The organism is Streptomyces sp. NBC_01481 (assembly GCF_026339995.1).
Taxonomy (GTDB): Bacteria; Actinomycetota; Actinomycetes; order Streptomycetales; family Streptomycetaceae; genus Streptomyces.
This window is the reverse complement of sequence record NZ_JAPEPT010000003.1, coordinates 60,094-78,383: the sequence shown is the minus strand read 5'-3', so window position 1 is coordinate 78,383 and position 18,290 is coordinate 60,094. Positions and strand designations below refer to the sequence as shown.

At 71.7% G+C, this 18,290-nt stretch carries 13 protein-coding genes; 3 read left to right on the top strand and 10 right to left on the bottom strand.

The genetic code is table 11. The features are described 5' to 3' along the window. Window positions 1–104: 104 nt before the first annotated feature. The 3 genes from OOK40_RS16940 to OOK40_RS16930 are packed head-to-tail and all read right to left on the bottom strand — an operon-like array spanning window position 105 to window position 2,538. Window positions 105–950: an alpha/beta fold hydrolase gene (locus OOK40_RS16940; RefSeq protein ID WP_266481991.1), complete on the bottom strand. Its 846-nt coding sequence runs from the start codon at window positions 948–950 to the stop codon at window positions 105–107. A gap of 60 nt (window positions 951–1,010) precedes the next feature. Then, complete coding sequence (locus OOK40_RS16935) at window positions 1,011–1,409, bottom strand: RidA family protein (RefSeq protein WP_266481989.1); 399 nt, start codon at window positions 1,407–1,409, stop codon at window positions 1,011–1,013. A 19-nt stretch (window positions 1,410–1,428) separates the two neighbouring features. Then, the gene (locus OOK40_RS16930; protein WP_266481987.1) at window positions 1,429–2,538 is read right to left on the bottom strand and encodes an acyl-CoA dehydrogenase family protein; all 1,110 of its coding nucleotides are present in this window, start codon (window positions 2,536–2,538) and stop codon (window positions 1,429–1,431) included. A 131-nt stretch (window positions 2,539–2,669) separates the two neighbouring features. Between OOK40_RS16930 and OOK40_RS16925 the strand changes: the two genes are divergently transcribed. After that, entirely contained in the window at window positions 2,670–4,286 is a 1,617-nt protein-coding gene (locus tag OOK40_RS16925; protein ID WP_266481984.1) for an AMP-binding protein, read from the top strand. Window positions 4,287–4,290: 4 nt separating this feature from the next. Next, window positions 4,291–5,097 (top strand): PaaX family transcriptional regulator C-terminal domain-containing protein, encoded by an 807-nt coding sequence (locus OOK40_RS16920; RefSeq protein ID WP_266481982.1) that lies wholly within the window; start codon window positions 4,291–4,293, stop codon window positions 5,095–5,097. A gap of 4 nt (window positions 5,098–5,101) precedes the next feature. Here the strand turns inward: OOK40_RS16920 and OOK40_RS16915 are convergent, their stop codons facing one another. Together OOK40_RS16915 and OOK40_RS16910 are read right to left on the bottom strand one after the other, a co-directional pair. Continuing rightward, complete coding sequence (locus tag OOK40_RS16915; RefSeq protein ID WP_266481978.1) at window positions 5,102–7,540, bottom strand: bifunctional salicylyl-CoA 5-hydroxylase/oxidoreductase; 2,439 nt, start codon at window positions 7,538–7,540, stop codon at window positions 5,102–5,104. Window positions 7,541–7,626: 86 nt separating this feature from the next. Then, on the bottom strand, window positions 7,627–8,454 hold the full coding sequence (locus OOK40_RS16910; RefSeq protein ID WP_266481976.1) for an enoyl-CoA hydratase family protein: 828 nt from the start codon (window positions 8,452–8,454) through the stop codon (window positions 7,627–7,629). 241 nt (window positions 8,455–8,695) lie between these two features. Between OOK40_RS16910 and OOK40_RS16905 the strand changes: the two genes are divergently transcribed. Beyond that, window positions 8,696–9,115: an ATP-binding protein gene (locus OOK40_RS16905; protein WP_266481974.1), complete on the top strand. Its 420-nt coding sequence runs from the start codon at window positions 8,696–8,698 to the stop codon at window positions 9,113–9,115. A gap of 7 nt (window positions 9,116–9,122) precedes the next feature. Here OOK40_RS16905 and argF read toward each other — a convergent pair whose 3' ends face one another. The 5 genes from argF to OOK40_RS16880 form a co-directional block, all read right to left on the bottom strand. After that, window positions 9,123–10,136, bottom strand: a complete 1,014-nt coding sequence (gene argF / locus OOK40_RS16900) for an ornithine carbamoyltransferase (RefSeq protein WP_266481972.1) — start codon at window positions 10,134–10,136, stop codon at window positions 9,123–9,125. 99 nt (window positions 10,137–10,235) lie between these two features. Further along, window positions 10,236–11,468 (bottom strand): arginine deiminase, encoded by a 1,233-nt coding sequence (locus tag OOK40_RS16895; RefSeq protein WP_266481970.1) that lies wholly within the window; start codon window positions 11,466–11,468, stop codon window positions 10,236–10,238. 81 nt (window positions 11,469–11,549) lie between these two features. Then, window positions 11,550–13,622 carry a hypothetical protein gene (locus OOK40_RS16890; RefSeq protein ID WP_266481968.1) on the bottom strand — a complete coding sequence of 691 codons (2,073 nt, stop codon included), beginning with the start codon at window positions 13,620–13,622 and terminating at the stop codon, window positions 11,550–11,552. Continuing rightward, entirely contained in the window at window positions 13,622–15,739 is a 2,118-nt protein-coding gene (locus OOK40_RS16885) for a hypothetical protein (RefSeq protein ID WP_266481966.1), read from the bottom strand. The genes OOK40_RS16890 and OOK40_RS16885 overlap by 1 nt, the downstream gene beginning before the upstream one ends. Then, window positions 15,736–18,282 (bottom strand): hypothetical protein, encoded by a 2,547-nt coding sequence (locus OOK40_RS16880; RefSeq protein ID WP_266481964.1) that lies wholly within the window; start codon window positions 18,280–18,282, stop codon window positions 15,736–15,738. Before OOK40_RS16880 ends, OOK40_RS16885 begins: the two co-directional genes overlap by 4 nt. Window positions 18,283–18,290: the final 8 nt, after the last annotated feature.

Below are 18,290 nucleotides of genomic sequence, written 5' to 3'. Positions count from 1 at the left end.
CGGCTGCGGGGTCGTCATGGCGCATCGAGCCCTCACACGAGGGTCTGTAGACGGTTCCGTCCACTAATGAACGGTAAACCTACGGCGAGCCCGCCACCAGTCGATCAAGATCCGCCGCCGGAGGGCTCCGCGACGAAGGCGCGCAGTGCCTCGGTGAGCGCGTCGGGCCGGTCCTCGGCGATGAGCGTGCAGCTGTCCTCGATCTCCAGCAGCCGCCCCTCGGGCAGCAGTTCGGCGAGCCGCCTGCCGTGTTCGCGCGGCATCATCCGGTCCTCCGTGGCCCAGACCACCAGCGCGGGCCGGTCGAACTTCCGCAGCCCCTCGGCCGCCTCGAGAAGTTCGGTCTTGCGCAGGCCCGCGTTGTAGCGCTTGAAGTCGGCCCTGATCGCTTTGTCGGTCAGCAGTGGACGCAGCCAGTTGTCGATGATCTCGTCGGGTACGGGACGCTTGGTGAGCGCGCCGAAGCCGATGGGCAGCCGGCGCAGCGGTTTCAGCCCGAGGATCCGGGCGGTCAGCGCGATGCCGCCGGGCACCTTGCAGACGAACGAGATCATCTTTCCGGGCGCTCCCGGCGGGTAGTTGTCGAAGGCTTCGCAGGAGATCAGCACCAGCCGGGCGAGCCGGTCGGGGTGACGGGCCGCGACGGTCTGGGCGCGGCCGCAGTCGCTCTCGACCAGGGTGACGTCGCGCAGGTCCAGGCGGTCCAGGAACTCCGCGATCAGCTCGTTGACGGTGTCGGGGCTCAGGGGGACGCCCGGGCGCATGGGGGTGCGGTGGGCGCCGTACGGGAGGGTCGGGGCGATGCAGCGGTGGTCGCGCCGCAGGTCGGCGACGACCTTGCGCCAGACCGTCGCGTCATGGACGAGCCCGTGCAGCAGGACGACGACGGGGCCCGTGCCTCCGCTGTCCTCGTAGGTGATCGTCCCCGCGCTGAGCTCGATCTCCGGCATGGCCTCTCCCTGGGTCATAACGATGTTATGTAGAGGGGATGGCGGCCCGCCAGAGTTTGGTCAGGGCAGCACCGCCGTGCCGTCCAGTTCCACCATGGCCTCCTCGTCCCAGAGCCGGTCCACTCCGATCACCGCCATCGCGGGATAGTCGCGGCCCGCCAACCGCCGCCAGATACGGCCCAGTTCAGGGGCGTGGGCGCGATAGCCGGCGACATCGGTGGCGTAGACCGTGACACGGGCGAGGTCCTGCGGGGCGCCGCCGGCGGCCGCGAGTGCGGTGAGCAGATTCGCCAGGGCCGTCTCGAACTGCTCGGGCAGCGTCTCCCCTACGATCTTGCCGCCGGGGTCCAGCGCGGTCTGCCCCGCCAGGAACACCAGCCGCGAGCCGGTGGCCGTGATGGCGTGCGAGAAGCCGGTGGGGGGCGAGAGCTCGGCCGGATTGTGACGGTGCAGGCTCATGCGTGCGGCTCCTTGGCGCTCATGCGTACAGCTCCTTGGCGATGATCGTGCGCTGGACCTCGGTCGCGCCCTCGTAGATCCGGGGCGCGCGGACCTCCCGGTACAGATGTTCCAGCAGATGACCGCGCTGGAGCCCGCGGGCGCCGTGCAGCTGGACGGCCGCGTCCACGACGTACTGCGCGGTCTCCGTCGCGAGCAGTTTCGCCATCGCGGACCGTTTCGGCACGTCTGCGGCCCTTTCGTCGTACGCCGCGGCCGCCGCGTAGACCAGGAGCCGCGCTGCCTCGGTGCGGGTGGCCATCTCGGCGACCTGGTGGGCGACGGACTGGAGGTCCTTGAGCGGGCCGCCGAAGGCCGTGCGGTGGGCGGTGTGGTCGATGGCCGCGTCCAGGGCAGCCTGGGCCATACCGACGGCGAAGGCGCCGACGCTGGGCCGGAAGAGGTTCAGGGTGTTCATCGCGACACGGAAGCCACCGTCCACGTCACCGAGGACATCGTCCCTGGTCACGGGCACATCGGCGAAGGTCAGCGCGCCGATGGGGTGCGGCGAGAGCATCTCCAGGGCGGTTCCGGTCAGCCCCGGCCGGTCGGCGGGGACGAGGAACGCCGTCACGCCGCGTGCTCCGGCGCCCTCGGTCGTACGGGCGAAGACGGTGTAGAAGTCGGCCTCGGGCGCGTTGGAGATCCAGCGCTTCTCGCCGCTCAGGCGCCATCCCCCACGATCCGGCTCGGCCCTGAGAGCGAGGGCCGCCGCGTCCGAGCCCGCGTCCGGCTCGCTGAGCGCGAAGGCGGCCACGGCGCGCCCGATGATCACGTCGGGGAGCCATCGCTCCTGCTGGGCCGCGGTGCCCGCCTGGACGATGGGGTAGCTGCCCAGGCCCTGGAGGGCGAGGGCGGTTTCGGCCTCCGTGCATCCGTGGGCGAGGGATTCGCGCAGCAGGCACAGTTCCAGCGCCCCGGCTCCGAACAGCCGGCCCAGGAGCCCCAGTTCACCGAGGGCGGCCACCAAGGGGCGATTGACGTGGCCCGGTTCCCCCTTGTCGGCGATCGGGCGCAACTGCTCGGCGGCCAGCGTGCGCAGCTGAGCACATCGGGCGGTTTGTTCCGGATCGAGCGAGAATACGGGCATTCGTGCCCCCATTTCATGCGGCCCGGGGATCCGGGGTGGGCCCCGGGAAAGCACGGTATCGCGGACTGTTGACTGTCGTCACCTTCACGATACGCTCGATTCGCGACCCCACCACGAGAAGGGGGCGAACCATGGAACTGTCACCCTCGGCCCACCGCGACACCTTTGCGCGCGACCACCTCCCGCCGCCCGGGCAGTGGCCGGAACTTCTCTTCGATCTGCCCGCGCTGCACTATCCACAGCGGCTCAACTGCGGAGCCGAACTGCTGGACCGTACGATCGAGCGCTTCGGCGCCGACCGGCCCGTCTTCCGGACCGGCGGCGGCGAGGTCTGGACCTACGGAGAGCTGCGGGACCAGGTCGACCGGATCGCGCATGTCCTCACCTCCGGCCTGGGCGTCGTCCCGGGCAACCGCGTCCTGCTGCGCGGCCCGACCACGCCCTGGCTCGCCGCCTGCTGGCTGGCGGTGCTGAAGGCGGGCGCGGTGGCCGTCACCGTGCTGGCCCAGCAGCGGGCCAAGGAACTGGCCACGGTGTGCGAGATCGCCGCCGTCAGCCACGCCCTGTGCGACATCCGCTCCCTCGACGACCTGGCCAAGGCCGAGGTGCCGGGGCTGAGCATCACGGCGTACGGCGGCGACGGGCCCGACGATCTGCTGCGACTGGCCGCCGCCGGGCCCCCCGAGCCCTACGAGGCGGTGCGGACCGCGGCCGACGATGTCGCGCTGATCGCCTTCACCTCCGGCACGACCGGGCGGCCCAAGGGCTGTATGCACTTCCACCGCGATGTACTGGCCGTCGCGGACACCTTCTCCGCGCAGGTGCTGCGGCCGGAGCCCGACGACGTCTTCGCGGGCAGCCCGCCGCTCGGCTTCACGTTCGGGCTCGGCGGGCTGGTGATCTTTCCGATGCGGGCGGGGGCGTCGGCGCTGCTGCTCGAACAGGCGGGCCCGGACCGGCTGTTGCCCGCGATCGAGGCCCACCGGGTGTCGGTGCTGTTCACCGCGCCGACGGCGTACCGCGTGATGCTGGAGCGCATCGACGAGTACGACACCGGCTCACTGCGGCGGTGCGTGTCGGCCGGCGAGAATCTGCCCGCGGCCACCTGGCAGGCCTGGCAGGAGCGGACCGGGCTGCGCATCATCAACGGCATCGGCGCGACCGAGCTGCTGCACATCTTCATCTCGGCGGCGGACGACGCGATCAGACCCGGAACCACCGGGATACCGGTACCGGGCTGGCAGGCTCGCGTCGTGGACCGCTCCGGGGTTCCGGTTCCGGACGGCGAGCCGGGACTGCTCGCCGTGCGCGGCCCGGTGGGCTGCCGCTATCTGAACGACCCGCGCCAGCTGGTGTATGTGCACGAGGGCTGGAATCTCACCGGTGACACGTACGTGCGTGAACCCGACGGCTATTTCCGCTACGTCGCCCGCGCCGACGACATGATCATTTCGGCCGGGTACAACATCGCCGGGCCCGAGGTGGAGGAGGCGCTGCTGCGGCATCCGGACGTGGCGGAGGCCGCGGTGATCGGCCGCGAGGACGACCTGCGCGGACAGATCGTGGTCGCGTATGTCGTCCTGCGGGAAGGCGTCCCGAGAGGCGAGGAGACTGTGGAGGCGCTCACCGACGCGGTCAAGCGGCAGCTGACCCCGTACAAGTGTCCGCGCGAGATCGTCTTCCTGGATGCGCTGCCCCGCACGCCCACCGGCAAGCTGCAGCGCTTCCGCCTGCGGGCTCTAAAGTGATCACGTGGCCGAGCAGCACACTCCCCGTTCCCTGATCGTCTCCCTGTACGGCGCGTACGGACGCGAGCGGCCGGGCCCCCTCCCTGTGGCCGAACTCATCCGTCTGCTGGCGGTTCTCGGCGTCGACGCCCCGTCCGTGCGCTCATCGGTCTCCCGGCTCAAACGCCGCGGACTACTGGTCCCCGAACGCACCGAGGACGACGCGGCCGGGTACGCCCTGTCGGACGACGCCCGCCAGCTGCTCGACGACGGCGACCGGCGGATCTACGCCCGCCAATCGCCCCTGCTGTCCGAGGGCTGGGTGCTCGCGGTCTTCTCGGTGCCCGAGGCCGAACGCCACAAGCGCCATCTGCTGCGCTCAAGGCTCGGGCGGCTCGGCTTCGGCTCGGCAGCACCGGGCGTGTGGATCGCGCCCGCGCGGCTGTACGAGGAGGCGCGGCACACCCTGCGCCGACTCCAACTCGACCCGTACGTCGAGCTGTTCCGCGGCGAGCATCTCGGCTTCGCGGCGACGGCGGAGGCGGTGGCCCGCTGGTGGGACCTGGGTGCGATCGCCAAGGAGCACGAGGAGTTCCTCGATCTGCACGAGCCGAGACTGCGGGCGTGGGAGGCGCGCGGCGAGCTGCCCCCCATGGAGGCGTACCGCGACTATCTTCCGGCGCTGGACTCCTGGCGGCGGCTGCCGTACATCGATCCGGGGCTGCCGGCCGAACTGCTGCCGCAGGGCTGGCCGGGGGGACGGTCGGCGGAGGTCTTCGCCCGGCTGCACGCGCTGCTGCGGGACGCGGGAGCGGCGTTCGTGCAGGCGTGAGCGCTCAGCTCAGGGTGAGCCGGGGCTTGGGCGCGTCCGTCCGGCCGGTCGGGGGCCTGCGACTGCCTGCCGCGTACTGGTCGGGCCAGATCGCTCCCGGTCCCTTGTAGTCCTGTTCGGCGGCCGCGTGCAGGGTCCAGTGCGGATCGTAGAGGTGCGGCCTGGCCAGCGCGCAGAGGTCGGCGCGGCCCGCCAGCAGGAGCGAGTTGACGTCGTCCCAGGAGGAGATGGCGCCGACTGCGATGACGGGAATGCCGAGCGTGTTGCGGATCCGGTCGGCGTACGGGGTCTGGTACGAGCGGCCGTACTCCGGCTGTTCGTCGGACACGACCTGTCCCGTGGAGACGTCGATCGCGTCGGCGCCGTGGGCGGCGAACGCGCGGGCGATCTCGACGGCGTCCTCGGCGGTGTTGCCGCCCCGCGCCCAGTCGGTGGCGGAGATACGGATGGTCATGGGCCGGTCGTCGGGCCAGACCGCGCGCATGGCGTCGAAGACTTCGAGGGGGAAGCGAAGACGGTTCTGCAGGGAGCCGCCGTAGGCGTCGGTGCGCTGATTGGTGAGCGGGGAGAGGAAGCCGGAGAGGAGGTAGCCGTGGGCGCAGTGGAGTTCGAGCAGGTCGAAACCGCACTCGTCCGCGCGCCGGGTCGCGTCGGCGAACTGCTCTCGTATCTCGGCGAGTCCGTCGCGGTCCAGCGCCTGGGGGACCTGGTTCACGCCGGGACGGTAGGAAAGCGGTGAGGCCGCGACGAGAGGCCAGTTCCCCTCGTCGAGCGGCTCGTCAATGCCCTCCCACATGAGCTTGGTGGAGCCCTTGCGGCCGGAGTGCCCGAGCTGGACGCCGATCGCGGTGCCGGGTGCGTGGAGGTGCACGAAGTCGGTGACCCGGCGCCAGGCGGCGCCCTGCTCGGGGGTGTAGAGGCCCGTGCAGCCGGGGGTGATACGGCCCTGTGCGCTCACGCACACCATCTCGGTCATCACCAGGCCCGCCCCGCCGAGGCCCCGCGCGCCCAGGTGGACGAGGTGGAAGTCGCCGGGGACGCCGTCCTTGGCGGAGTACATGTCCATGGGCGAGACGACCACGCGGTTGCGCAGGGTCAGCCCGCGCAGCGTGAGGGGCGTGAACATCGGCGGGGTGGCGGGCGGGGAGCCGAAGTCGTGCTCGACTGCGTCGGTGAACGCCGGGTCGCGCAGCCGGAGATTGTCATGGGTGACGCGGCGGCTGCGGGTGAGCAGATTGAACGCGAACTGCCGGGCCGGCTGGTCGAGATACGTGCCGAGCTCCTCGAACCAGCGCAGGCTGGCGGCGGCCGCGCGCTGCGTGGACTCGACGACGGGGCGGCGCTCGCTCTCGTACGCGGCGAGGGCGGCGGGGAGGTCGGGCTGCTCCTCGATGCAGGCGGCGAGCGCGAGGGCGTCCTCGACGGCGAGCTTGGTGCCGGAGCCGATGGAGAAGTGGGCCGTGTGGGCGGCGTCGCCCAGCAGCACCGTATTGCCGTGGGACCAGTGGTCGTTGACGACCGTACGGAACGCGATCCAGGCGGAGTTGTTGCCGTGCAGCGGCCGGCCGTCGAGCGCGTCGGCGAAGATCTTGGCGCACCGGTCGATGGACTCCTGCTCGTCGCAGCGGTCGAGACCGGCCGCCCGCCAGACCTCCTCACGCATTTCGACGATGACGGTGCTGGCGTCGGGCGAGAAGGGGTAGCCGTGCAGCTGCATCGCGCCGTGCTCGGTCTCGGCGACCTCGAAACGGAAGGCGTCGAAGGCGAAGTCCGCGGCGAGCCAGATGTAGCGGCAGCGGTGGGTGGTGATGTGGGGGGCGAAGGCGTCGGCGTGCGCCTCGCGGGTGAGGCTGTTCACGCCGTCCGCGGCGATGACCAGGTCGTGGGTGGTGGCGAGTTCGGCGGCGGGCGGGGCGGGGGTGCGGAAGCGGAGGTGTACGCCGAGACCGGCGCAGCGGTCGTGGAGGATCTGCAGAAGCCGGCGCCGGCCGAGGGCGGCGAAGCCGTGGCCGCCGGAGGTGAGGGTGCGGCCGCGGTGGACGATGTCGATGTCGTCCCAGCGGACGAACTCGTCCTGGAGCGCGCGGTAGATGACGGGGTCGGCGTGCTCGATCCCGCCGAGGGTCTCGTCGGAGAGGACGACGCCGAAGCCAAAGGTGTCGTCGGGGGCGCCGCGCTCCCAGACGGTGATCTCGCGGTCGGGGTCGAGGCGCTTGAGCAGGGCGGCGGCGTACAGACCGCCGGGGCCGCCGCCGATGACGGCGACGCGGAGGGGGTGGGCTTGTCCCTGCTGACGGGGCGCGGCACCTGCGGCGGGCCTCTCCCCGCCCCGCCCCTTCCCGACGTGGGGCTCCGCCCCGGACCCCGTACGGCCTTCGGCCGTGTCCTCAAACGCCGGACGGGCTGAGATGGCGCCCCCGGGCGCAGGGGGAGTTTCCTCCATCGCCGGACGGGCTGGATTCTCCAGCCCCGCCGGCGCTTGAGGCGCGGGGTCCGGGGCGGAGCCGCGGGACGGGCGGCGCGGCATGGTCAGCGCCCCCGCCACTTCGGGGCGCGCTTTTCCGTGAACGCCGCGTGGAACTCCGCGTAGTCCTCGCCGTTCATCAGCAGCGCCTGCGTCGCCGCGTCCAGTTCCACCGAGGCCGCGAGCGGCATGTCGAGCTCGGAGGTGAGCAGGGCCTTGGTCTGGGCGTAGGCCAGGGCCGGGCCCTGCGCGAGGTGGCGGGCCAGCTCGGCCGACCGCGCGTCCGCCTGGCCCTCTTCCGTCAACTCGCTGATCAGGCCGATCCGTTCGGCCTCGGGAGCGCGGACCGGTTCGCCGAGCATCAGCAGTCGCGTGGCGTGGCCGAGGCCGACGACCCTCGGCAGCAGATACGCCGCCCCCATGTCGCCGCCCGAGAGGCCCACCTTGGTGAACAGGAAGGCGAAACGCGCAGACGGGTCCGCGATGCGGAAGTCCGCGGCCAGCGCCAGTACCGCCCCCGCGCCCGCCGCGATGCCGTGGACCGCCGCGATCACCGGGAAGGGGCACTCGCGCAGCGCGCGTACGACCTGACCGGTCATTCGGTTGAAGTCGAGGAGCTGGGCGGTGTCCATGGAAAGGGTCGCGCCGATGATCTCGTCGACGTCGCCGCCGGAGCAGAACCCGCGCCCTTCGCCGCCCAGCACCAGCGCCCGTACGGACCGCTCCCGTGACAGCTCGGCGAGCAGATCACGCAGGTCGGCGTAGGCGCCGAAGGTGAGGGCATTGAGCTTCTCGGGGCGGGCGAGGGTGACGGTCGCGACGCCGTCGTGCGTGCTGAGCCGCAGATGGCGCCAGCGCTCGGTGCGCTGCGCGGAGCCGGAAAAGGGGCTCATGAAGTGTGGCCTCCTTCAGGCGGGCGGTCTGCTGCTGCCCGCCCTTCCGAAGTTATCACTCTTACGTGACTCCCGTCACGACTACGCGATACGAGCTTTGTAGCCGGTTTGTACCGAGACAAAGGTCTCGTATCAGCCGTGGCACAGGTCCTGTCCAAGACGGGCCCGGGCCCCTGCTTCGCCCCCATGCCTCTCTAGGGTTGGAATCCGGACCTCTCCCCGTCGAAGGGAACTGCCCGCCTTGCTCGAAGCCTCCGGCCCCGCCTCCTGGCGCGTCGCCCTGCCGCACTCCGCGGCCGCCGTGCCCATCGCCCGCGCCCTGGTGCGTACGGCGCTGGCGGACATCGAGGCGTCGGCGGACCGCGACACGGCCGAGCTGCTCACGGCGGAGCTCGTCGCCAACGCGGTGGAGCACACGCGCGGTGGGAGCCCCATCCAGCTGGTGGTGGAGCTGCTCCCGACGGGCTGCCAGGTGGAGGTCCACGACGGGGACCCGGTCCCGCCGGGCCATCTGTCCCGGCACGCACCCGCGCCCGAGCCCGACGCCCTGCAGGAGCACGGCCGGGGGCTGCTGTTGATACGCGCGCTGAGCTCGGCCTGCGGGCACCGAGCCACCGACGCGGGCAAGGCGGTCTGGTTCACCCTCCCGTCGCGGGGCTGACGGCCCCCTAGCCAGGTCCCGTCCGGCCGAGCGTGGCCACCATGATCGCCTTGATCGTGTGCATCCGGTTCTCCGCCTCGTCGAAGACGACGGAGTGCTCCGACTCGAAGACCTCGTCAGTGACTTCGAGCTCGGTCAGACCGTGCCTCTCATAGATCTCGCGGCCGATCTTGGTTCCCAGGTCGTGGAAGGCGGGGAGACAGTGCATGAACTTCACGTTCGCGTTGCCGGTGCCGCGCAGCACGTCCATGGTCACGGCGTACGGGCCGAGCAGCGCGATCCGCTCGTCCCACACCTCCTTCGGCTCCCCCATCGAGACCCATACGTCGGTGGCGACGAAGTCCGCACCGCGCACGCCCTCGGTGACGTCCTCGGTCAGCGTGACGCTGCCACCGGACGCCTTGGCCAGCCCGCGCGCCAGATCCACGATCGTGTCGTCGGGCCACAGCAGCCGGGGGGCGACGATCCGCACGTCCATGCCCAGCAGCGCGCCGGTGACCAGGTAGGAGTTGCCCATGTTGTAGCGGGCGTCGCCGAGATAGGCGTACGCGACCTGGTCCAGCGGCTTGTCGGTGTGCTCGGTCATCGTCAGCGCGTCGGCGAGCATCTGGGTGGGGTGCCATTCGTCGGTGAGCCCGTTGTAGACGGGGACACCGGCGTGCACGGCGAGCTCCTCCACCACGCCCTGGCCGTGCCCGCGGTACTCGATGGCGTCGTACATCCGGCCGAGTACGCGCGCGGTGTCCTTCACGGACTCCTTGTGTGCGATCTGCGAGCCGACGGGGTCGAGATACGTCGTCGCGGCGCCCTGGTCGGCGGCCGCGACCTCGAAGGCGCAGCGGGTGCGGGTGGAGGTCTTCTCGAAGATCAGCGCGATGTTCCTGCCCCGCAGCCGCTGAACCTCGGCTCCCGCCCGCTTGGCAGCCTTCAGCTCCGCGGCCAGATCGATCAGGCCGCGGAACTCTTCGGCGGTGAAGTCCAGCTCCTTGAGGAAGTGGCGGCCTTCGAGATGTATCGCCATGGTGGCTGCTGCTCCTGGGTCACGAATGCGGGGACCGTGGAAGTATATACGCACTCCTGCATTGCTATACAGACGGTCCGGCCGGGCAGTCCCGGCCGGCTAGACGGCGTCGCGCTCGAAGGGACAGCTCATACAGCGAGGGCCTCCCCGGCCCCGGCCCAGTTCGCTGCCGGGGATCTCGATCACCTCGATGCCCTGCTTGCGCAGATGGGTGTTCGTCGTGACATTCCGCTCGTACGCGACGACGACACCCGGCTCAACGGCGAGGACATTGCAGCCGTCGTCCCACTGCTCGCGCTCCGCCGCGTGCACGTCCTGCGTCGCCGTGAGCACCCGGATCTCCTTCAGACCGAGCGCAGCCGCGATCGCGCTGTGCATGTGCTCCGGCGGATGGTCGGTGACCTTCAGCGCCTGCCTGCCCTCGGCCGGTTCGATGGTGTACGAGCGGAGCATCCCCAGCCCCGCGTACTGGGTGAAGACGTCGCGGTCGACCATCGTCATCACGGTGTCGAGATGCATCAGGGCTCGCCGCTTGGGCATGTCGAGCGCCACGATGGTCCGCGCGGAACCGGCCGCGAACATCCCGCGTGCCAGCATCTCCACGGCCTGCGGGGTGGTGCGCTCGCTCATTCCGATCAGCACCGCACCGTTGCCGATCACCAGGACGTCACCGCCCTCGATGGTCGAGGGATAGTCGTCCTGCCCCTCCGACCAGTGGTGGAACTCCCCCGCCTGCGGACTGGTGAAGAGCGGGTGGTGCTTGTAGATCGCCTCGAAGTGGACCGTCTCGCGCTGCCGCGCGGGCCAGCGCATGGCATTGATCGAGACGCCGTCGTATATCCAGGCGGAGGTGTCGCGGGTGAAGAGGTGGTTGGGCAGCGGGCCGAGGAGAAAGTCGTCCAGGTCCATCACATGGAAGCGGACGGAGGTCGGCTCGGGATGACCTGCGAGGAACTCCCGTTTGGTCATGCCGCCCACCAGCGCCTCCACCAGGTCGGCCGAGGGCAGCTCGTCGAAGACCGCGCGGAGGTGATCCGTGGCGAGCGGACCGTACTCCTTCTCGTTGAAGACCCGGTCCAGGACGAGCTTCCTGGCCTCCGGGATCTCCAGCGACTCGCGCAGCAGGTCGCCGAAGAGATGCACCTCCACCCCGCGGTCACGCAGCACGTCGGCGAACCCGTCATGCTCCTGGCGGGCACGGCGGACCCACAGGACGTCATCGAACAGCAGCGCGTCCTTGTTGCTGGGCGTGAGGCGCTTCAGCTCCAGATCGGGCCTGTGCAGTATGACCTGGCGCAGCCGCCCGGTCTCGGAGTCGACATGGAATCCCATGACCCCATCCTCACCCGCGCTGAGCGCCATTCAACCTGCGAACAGCTACTCATCCGGTGAATCTTGATGGTCCGCGAGCGTTCACACGACGTTCCACAGCACCACGAGGAGGGCAACGGCCACCACGAGCACCCCGGCGAGGGCGACGACGATCATCCGGCCGTCCTGTGGAGCGGAGTGGTCGGGATCGCGCGGGGCCGCCAAAGGAGGCGGGGGCCGGTCCGGCACAGGGCGGTCCGGCACAGGGCGGTCCGGCACAGGGCGGTCCGGAAGCCCGTGCGGGACCGCCCGGGCTTCGGGGGCGACGGTGTCCGGCTGGTGCTTTGCGTGCGCCGCGCTGAGCAGGGAGAACCACACAGCCTCGGGCAGTCCGGGCCGCTCGCCCGACGCTATCTGCCAGACCGCGGCTCGCCCGGCCCGGTGCGGTCCGGTGCTCAGACGCGGCAGCAGTTCGGCCAGCCGGGTGTTCGCGGCCGGATCCTTCAGCACAGGCCGGATCGCCCAGCCGTACAGCGCTGCGGCGTTGGCGGCCCGGATCTCGTCACCGGGACCTCCGATGCCGAGCCCATGCGTCTGAGTCAGAAAGAGGTCCAGGTCGAGGAGGGTGTCGCACAGGTGACGGCGATGGCGCTGCGGCCAGTGGGGCCATCTGCGGGCGATCTCCGCCATCACGAGTGTCAGGGCCTCGTAGTGGATGCTCGCCCGCAGCGCGTACAGCAGATCCTCGTCCGCGGCGCCCCGCACCACGGTTCTGGCCTGGGCCGCGGAGCCGTTGTAGCGATCGGGGAAGGCGGCGAGGACGGCCAGGAGTTCCTGGTGCTCGACGGTGGGCCGCCGTCCGCGGCGACCGCGGGGGACGAAGCGGCGCGGGCTGCCCTGCGGGAGCGGCCATTCCGGCCGTACGACGCGGACTTCGGGCTCGGCCGCAGGGCCCGGGGACGGTTGCTGGACCGTGCGCGGGCCGGCGAGCGGGCTCGGGTGCGAAGCCGGCTGCGCGACGGTCCGGGGCTGCTGCACCGGGGGCCGTTGATGCGTCGTATGCGGCTCGCGCCGGGAATACGGGTCCGGCTTGGCGTACCTCTCGCGCTCGGCGTGCCTCTCACGCCCGGCGTACGGGTCCGGTTTGGCGTACGTCTCGCGCTCGGCGTGCGGGTCCGGCTGCCTGGCGTAGGGCTCACGTGCCTGGGACACGGGCGCCTCCCACGGCGGCGGACGGTGTTCCTCCGCCCGGCGGGTGCGGTCCCGTCCCGCGCTCTCCAGGGCGGATACGGCGCGTTCCACCGTGTCCAGCAGGGTTTCGCGTCCGCCCCCACTCCCCGCCCGCCGCGCGGCGGCCTGCCGCAGCTCCCTGTCGACCTCGAACTCCCGCCCCTCGACCTGCGCCCGCACATGGTGACGGACCAGTTCGGAGGCGAGCTGCTGGACGCGGTCCCGGCGGTGCTCCAGCGGATCCGTACGCAGCCGCTGGGTGTCCTGAGCCGCCGCGCCCGGCCAGCTCCGTACGAAGACGAAGCGCAGCAGCGGCGTCTCGGCGGTGTCGTGGGTGGCGAAGGTCCAGCCCTTCTCGAAGAGCCCGCCGAAGATGCCCGCCATTCCCCACAGCACCCGGCAGGCGCTGTCGCCGCCCTGCCGGTCGAGCACCGTGAAGCAGTGACGCGGATGGCGCAGATACTCCGCGACCAGGCCGGTCAGTTCCTCCTCCACATCCGCCAGGCTCCCCGCCAGCCGGCGCTGTCCCTCCATGGCCGAGCCGATCAGCTCGGCCGCCCGCACCTGGCCGAGGGGCCCGCGGACTTCGTCGAGCGGCAGTTGGCTGCCCTCCCAGCGCCAGGTGTGCAGCCCGAGGCAGGTCTCGGGGTCGAGTGTCTGCGACGACCCGAGCAGCGCATGGCAGATCGTCTGGGTGCGTCCGCTCTCGTCGCGCCAGGGAGTGCGGTGCAGCAGCAAGGCACTGTTGTCGCGCTCCAGCCGGACCAGCGCCGGCACCGTGTCCTCGCCGGTTGCCCGCAGCAGCGCGGCCGCGCTGCGAAAGACGATGTCGGCGTGCTCCTGACCGCAGGACCACGCCACCGGGCCGAATCCGGTCGTGCCCGAAGCGTTGTCCGCGTCCCAGCGGAAGACGATCTGGTCCACCGATTCCTCTTGCCGGACCATCAGGCGCCCACCTCTCTCGGCTCCGCTCCCGGCAGGAGCCCGCACATGGCGAAGATCGACAGCAGTGGCGCCAGTACCCGGCGTGGCCTGACACCGTGGGGGAATTCGTCGCCCCTCGCCTGTCCCCCGGTCGCCGCCACGAAGTGCAGCGTGCAGCGGGCACAGTCGTCGAACGGCTTGAGCCAGGCGGAGCTGGCGTGATGCGAGACGAACGCGTAGGCGTCGCGGCTCTCCGCCCGAACCGCTTCCGCGTCGAAGTGCGGCGGCAGGGCACGGCCCAGCCAGCGGTCCACGGACGGGTCGAAGCGCACCAGGTCGCTCTTGTTCACCGCGACCGCCGCCGGGGCCTCGATATAGGGCCCGCGCCGCGGAATCCGGTTGAGGACGGTGGTGAACGCCTCGTCGCCCAGATCGCGCCGCCGCAGCTTGTTGCGCTCGCGCACCGGGTCGAGGAACGGCAACCGCAGTGCCCGCAGCGGATCCAGTACAAAGATGAAGGCGCCGACCCCCATCAGAAATCCGGTCACCTCCCCCTCCTCGGCCAGGTCCTCACCGGCGAGGTCGAAGAAGACGACGGGCCTGGTCGCCCCGCGCCCGGTGACCAGGAGACCGTCGGCGAAGCGCGCGAAGGTCTGCTGTCCCGTGCGGGCCAGCTGCTTGCCCTGGTGCAGTCCCTGCACCCGCTCCCGCAGAAAGGTGCGGTGCGAAGCCGGGTTGAGCGGAAGGCACTTGAGCCCGTACGGCTCGAGGCCGCCCTGCTCGATCTCGCCGAGCATGGCGGCCAGCAGATGCGTCTTGCCCACGGCCGAGCTGCCCACCAGGGCGATGGACAGCGGTTCGCCGTTGGTCAGATACGGGACCGGCAGCTCGTGGGACCTGTCCCCTTCGGCGTGGGGGCAGCGGTGGAACGCCTGGCGCATCGCGTCCGCACGGTGTGTGGGGCGGTGTTCCGTACTGAGGTCGAGCGGTACGCGGTCGCCCTTGGCGGAGATGGTGATCAGCATGCTCTCGTCGAACGTGACCGGGAGCAGGCAGTGGGGGCAGAGCCGGGAGCGCGTGGGCGCAGGCGGCTCGGGGGCGGGCTGTGCGGGTCCTGCTCCGTTCGCCGGCGGTGGCACGCCCAGCAGCGAGCGCAGGGAGCGGCGGGCGGGTGCGGGCGGGGTGGTGATCGCCTCGTCGGCGTGCCCGTCGAGGCCCAGCTCCCTTCGCTTGCGGGCGCGTTGCGCGTCGTATTCGGCACGCGCCCGGCCGAGGGGGTCACTGGCACCGGCGGCCGTGGCCAGCGGGTCGGAGACGTTGAGCAGCCGCATCAGTTCCGACGGCGTGGGCCTCGCCTGCGCCAGCGGAGCGAACACACCGCCCTGGTCAAGGGCGGCCAGCCGCCGGAAGTCGGCGAGGTCGGCGGGCGGGCCCGTACCCTTGTCCGCCCGCCCGGAGAGCAGGAAGTACATCAGCTGGGCCACGGCCCACAGATCGTCCCTGGCATCGGCGACGCCGGTGCCCTCGCGCTGCTCCGGCGACGCCCAGGGAGCCGCGCCGAACGCGCTCCTGGGCTCTTTGGTGCGCAGCGCGCCGTAGGGCTCGGTGAGCCGCACATGGGTGCCGTCCCAGCGGACGGTCTCCGGCGCGATCGCCCGGTGTACGAGGCCCACGTCCTCCAGCAGCCGTACGGACAGGGCGAGTTGGGCGAGCACACGGTGCTGCTCGTCCACGCTCAGGGCGCCCCGCCGGGCGCTGATCGGCTCACCGCCGTGGATCCGGTAGAGGATGAAGGGTTCCGGGGCCTCCAGGTCGAAGCCGATCATCCGGGTGAAGACCTCGCCGAAGCGCTCGGAGCCGTAGCGCCGCTCCAGGGCGACGGCCGCTGCCACCTCTCGCTCCAGCGTCCCGTACGCCTGGGGATCGCCCTGGGCCGAGAGCGGAAGCCGGTACTGGTGCACCTGCCAGCCCGCACCCAGGATCACCTTGCGGGCGAGCAGCGACGGCCGCTCGGGTGTCGGCCGGTCCGCGCCGAAGCGGGCCGCGAACCGGACCGCGTCCTCCTTGTGCGTGAAGAACTCCAGCTCGTCCGGTCCTGGTCCCTGCGCGAAGTGCGCACCGCCTTCGGGCCGGTTCACGGCGCACCGCCCTCCTCTCCCCTGACGGTGCGGACGGTCTCCGCGCGCAGCGGCACGAGCCGCAGTACGCCCGCGTGGCGGCCGGCAGCCGTCCACACCACGTCCTCGGCAGCGCCGCGCCAGCTGTCCTGGGTCTCGTCCGCTTCCGCGCCGCGGCGCATCGCCTCCGGGACGAACCGCACCTGGCGTATCGCCACGGGGTCCTTGGAGAGCATCCGCCGGTGTTCGGCGCCGCACAGGGGTACGGCCTGCTCGGCCACACCGCCCGATCCGAGGAGCCAGGCGACCCGCTCGGCCGAGACCCCGAGCAACTGGGGCGCGCCCGGGCGCCGTTCGGGTTGGGACGCGTACGGCGGCGGAGAGGCTGCTCCGTCCCGCTGCAGCCGGGTGTGCACCTCGTCGAGCAGCTCGCCCATGGGCCGCTGGAGCGGCATCCGGCCCGCGTTCGACGGGTCACGTTCGACGGCTCCCCAACAGGGTTTGACGATGAGGGCCACTCCGTCCATGAGGTCGGAGACGAGCGTGTCGACCAGCGCCGGGCCGCCGTCTCCCCGCTCCCGCTCCAGCCATGCGGGATCGGCGACGGGCTCGGCGTTCCAGGCTTCGGCGGTTGGCTCGTCCTTCCCTTCGGGCGCCCGGACCGCCTCCTGGGCCCGGGCGGGCTCGAAGGGGCCGGCGTGCTCCGGCGAACCGGTGGGCTGCGGACCACCCGCGGAACCGGCCGTCGGCGTGGCATCGAGCCAGCCGTCCTCGGCCGCGCTGTCGCCCCAGCTGTCCCAGCTCCATGGCGCGGACTGCGGATCCGCTCCCGTCGACGGCTCCGGCCCCTGCTCCTCCTCCCGCGCCGCCACGGGCTGTGGCGAGCCGCCCGGAGTGTGCTGTTCCGCCGTGTCCGCGAGGCCCCGAAGGAGCAGGGAGACGGCTCGCGCGCCGTCGGAGCAGTGGTAGCGCGCATCCGCGAACAGCCAGTCGTGGACGGCCGTTTCGATGAGCAGCTGATCGACCTCCCCCACCATCTGGGCGGCGAACTCCGGGTCCATCGCGCGCCACCAGGAGTCGACGGCCGCGGTCCAGTGGCGTACGGCCAGCAGCACAAGCAGCACCAGCGAGATCACCAGGGCGAGCGCACCGGCCCAGGCGGGCAGCGCAAGGAGCTGACCGGTGAGCGCCCCGGCGAGCCCGCCCGCCAGACCGCCGAACAGGCGGGGCGGAGCCCCCGTACTGCCTCCGCCGTCGAGTCTGCCGTCGGGCGATCTGTTGGGCCGCCGGCGCAGCATGAGGACGGCGAGTGCCGCCCCGGCAAGCCCGGTGGCCGGTCCCAGCGCCCAGCCGAGTCCGGGCCACAGCCCGGCGGCCAGGGCCAGCACGAAGGCCACCAGGGCCGCGATGCGCCGTGAACCGCCCGCGGTGAAGGGCACGGGCGAGGTGAGATGCGCCAGATAGGTCCGGTCGCAGATCTCGTCGAGCCGGGCGAGCCTGGCGGTACTGCCTGCCGGGGCCGAGCGGTCCGAGAGCGCCGCAAGCCTGGCGGCGACCGAACGCAGCGGCAGGCGCCTGGCGATCAGGCTCTCGGTGAAGCCGCGGAGGCCGGGTCCGACGCTGCTGCGGGAGACTTCGGGGATCTCCGGCAGATCGATACCGCGCTCCACGAGCCGGCTGCGCTGCTCGGACGTGAGCCGTACGCCGCCGCCGTCGGACAGCGCCCCGGCGATCGTCTCCTGGTATCCGGCCAGGGCGAACGACAGCCGTTCGAGGCGGCTGGGCAGATCCGCCTCCCCGGCCTTCCTGGTGAACAGCCCGGCCCAGCCGCGCACTTGCTCGTATCCGTCCACGGTGTCACGCAGCGCCGCGCCGCACTCGCGGTGCCGCGCCTCGGCCGGGCCGCCGGGCAGCAGCCAGGCCCGGCTCTCCAGGTTGCGCGGGACAAAGTCGCCGAGGAGGAGTGCCAGTTCGGCGGGGAGGGCGTCTCCCAGCGCGGGGGCGGGGCCTTCCTGTCCGACGAGGCTCTCCAGCGCCTGCCACCAGGACCTGGTCCTGGCGTCGTCCGTCAGATCGTGTTCCAGGATGCGTACGGCAGGCACCGCGACCCCGTGGACAACATCCCCGAGTGCGCTCAGCACGGCGTCGAACACCCCCGGCAGGACGAGGAGTTCGACGAGCGGGCGCAGGGCCTCGTCCGCCCCGGGCCGCGGGCCGCCTCCCGTGGTGCCCGCCCCGCCGGACACATCGAGGAGCCACAGCACACCGGCGGCGGGTGGCCGCAGGGTGAGCGGCCTTCGCAGGGTCCGGTCGTCTCCCGCGCCCAGCGCCAGGCAGATCACCTGAGCCGGTCCGTAGGAGTAGAGCTGCTCGTAGAGGAGTTGATGGGCGATGAGGTCGCACGCGTCGTCGATCACGAGGAAGCGCCGCTCGTCGCCCTGCTGGGGCTCGTCCAGGGCGTCGGCCACCGCGCGTTCCAGCGGCGGGTTGCCGTCGGGCGGCTGGGCGGAGGACCGCAGGTCGAGGCAGACCGCATGGGACGGAGTGTGGTGTTCGGGTGTCACGGCCGGCT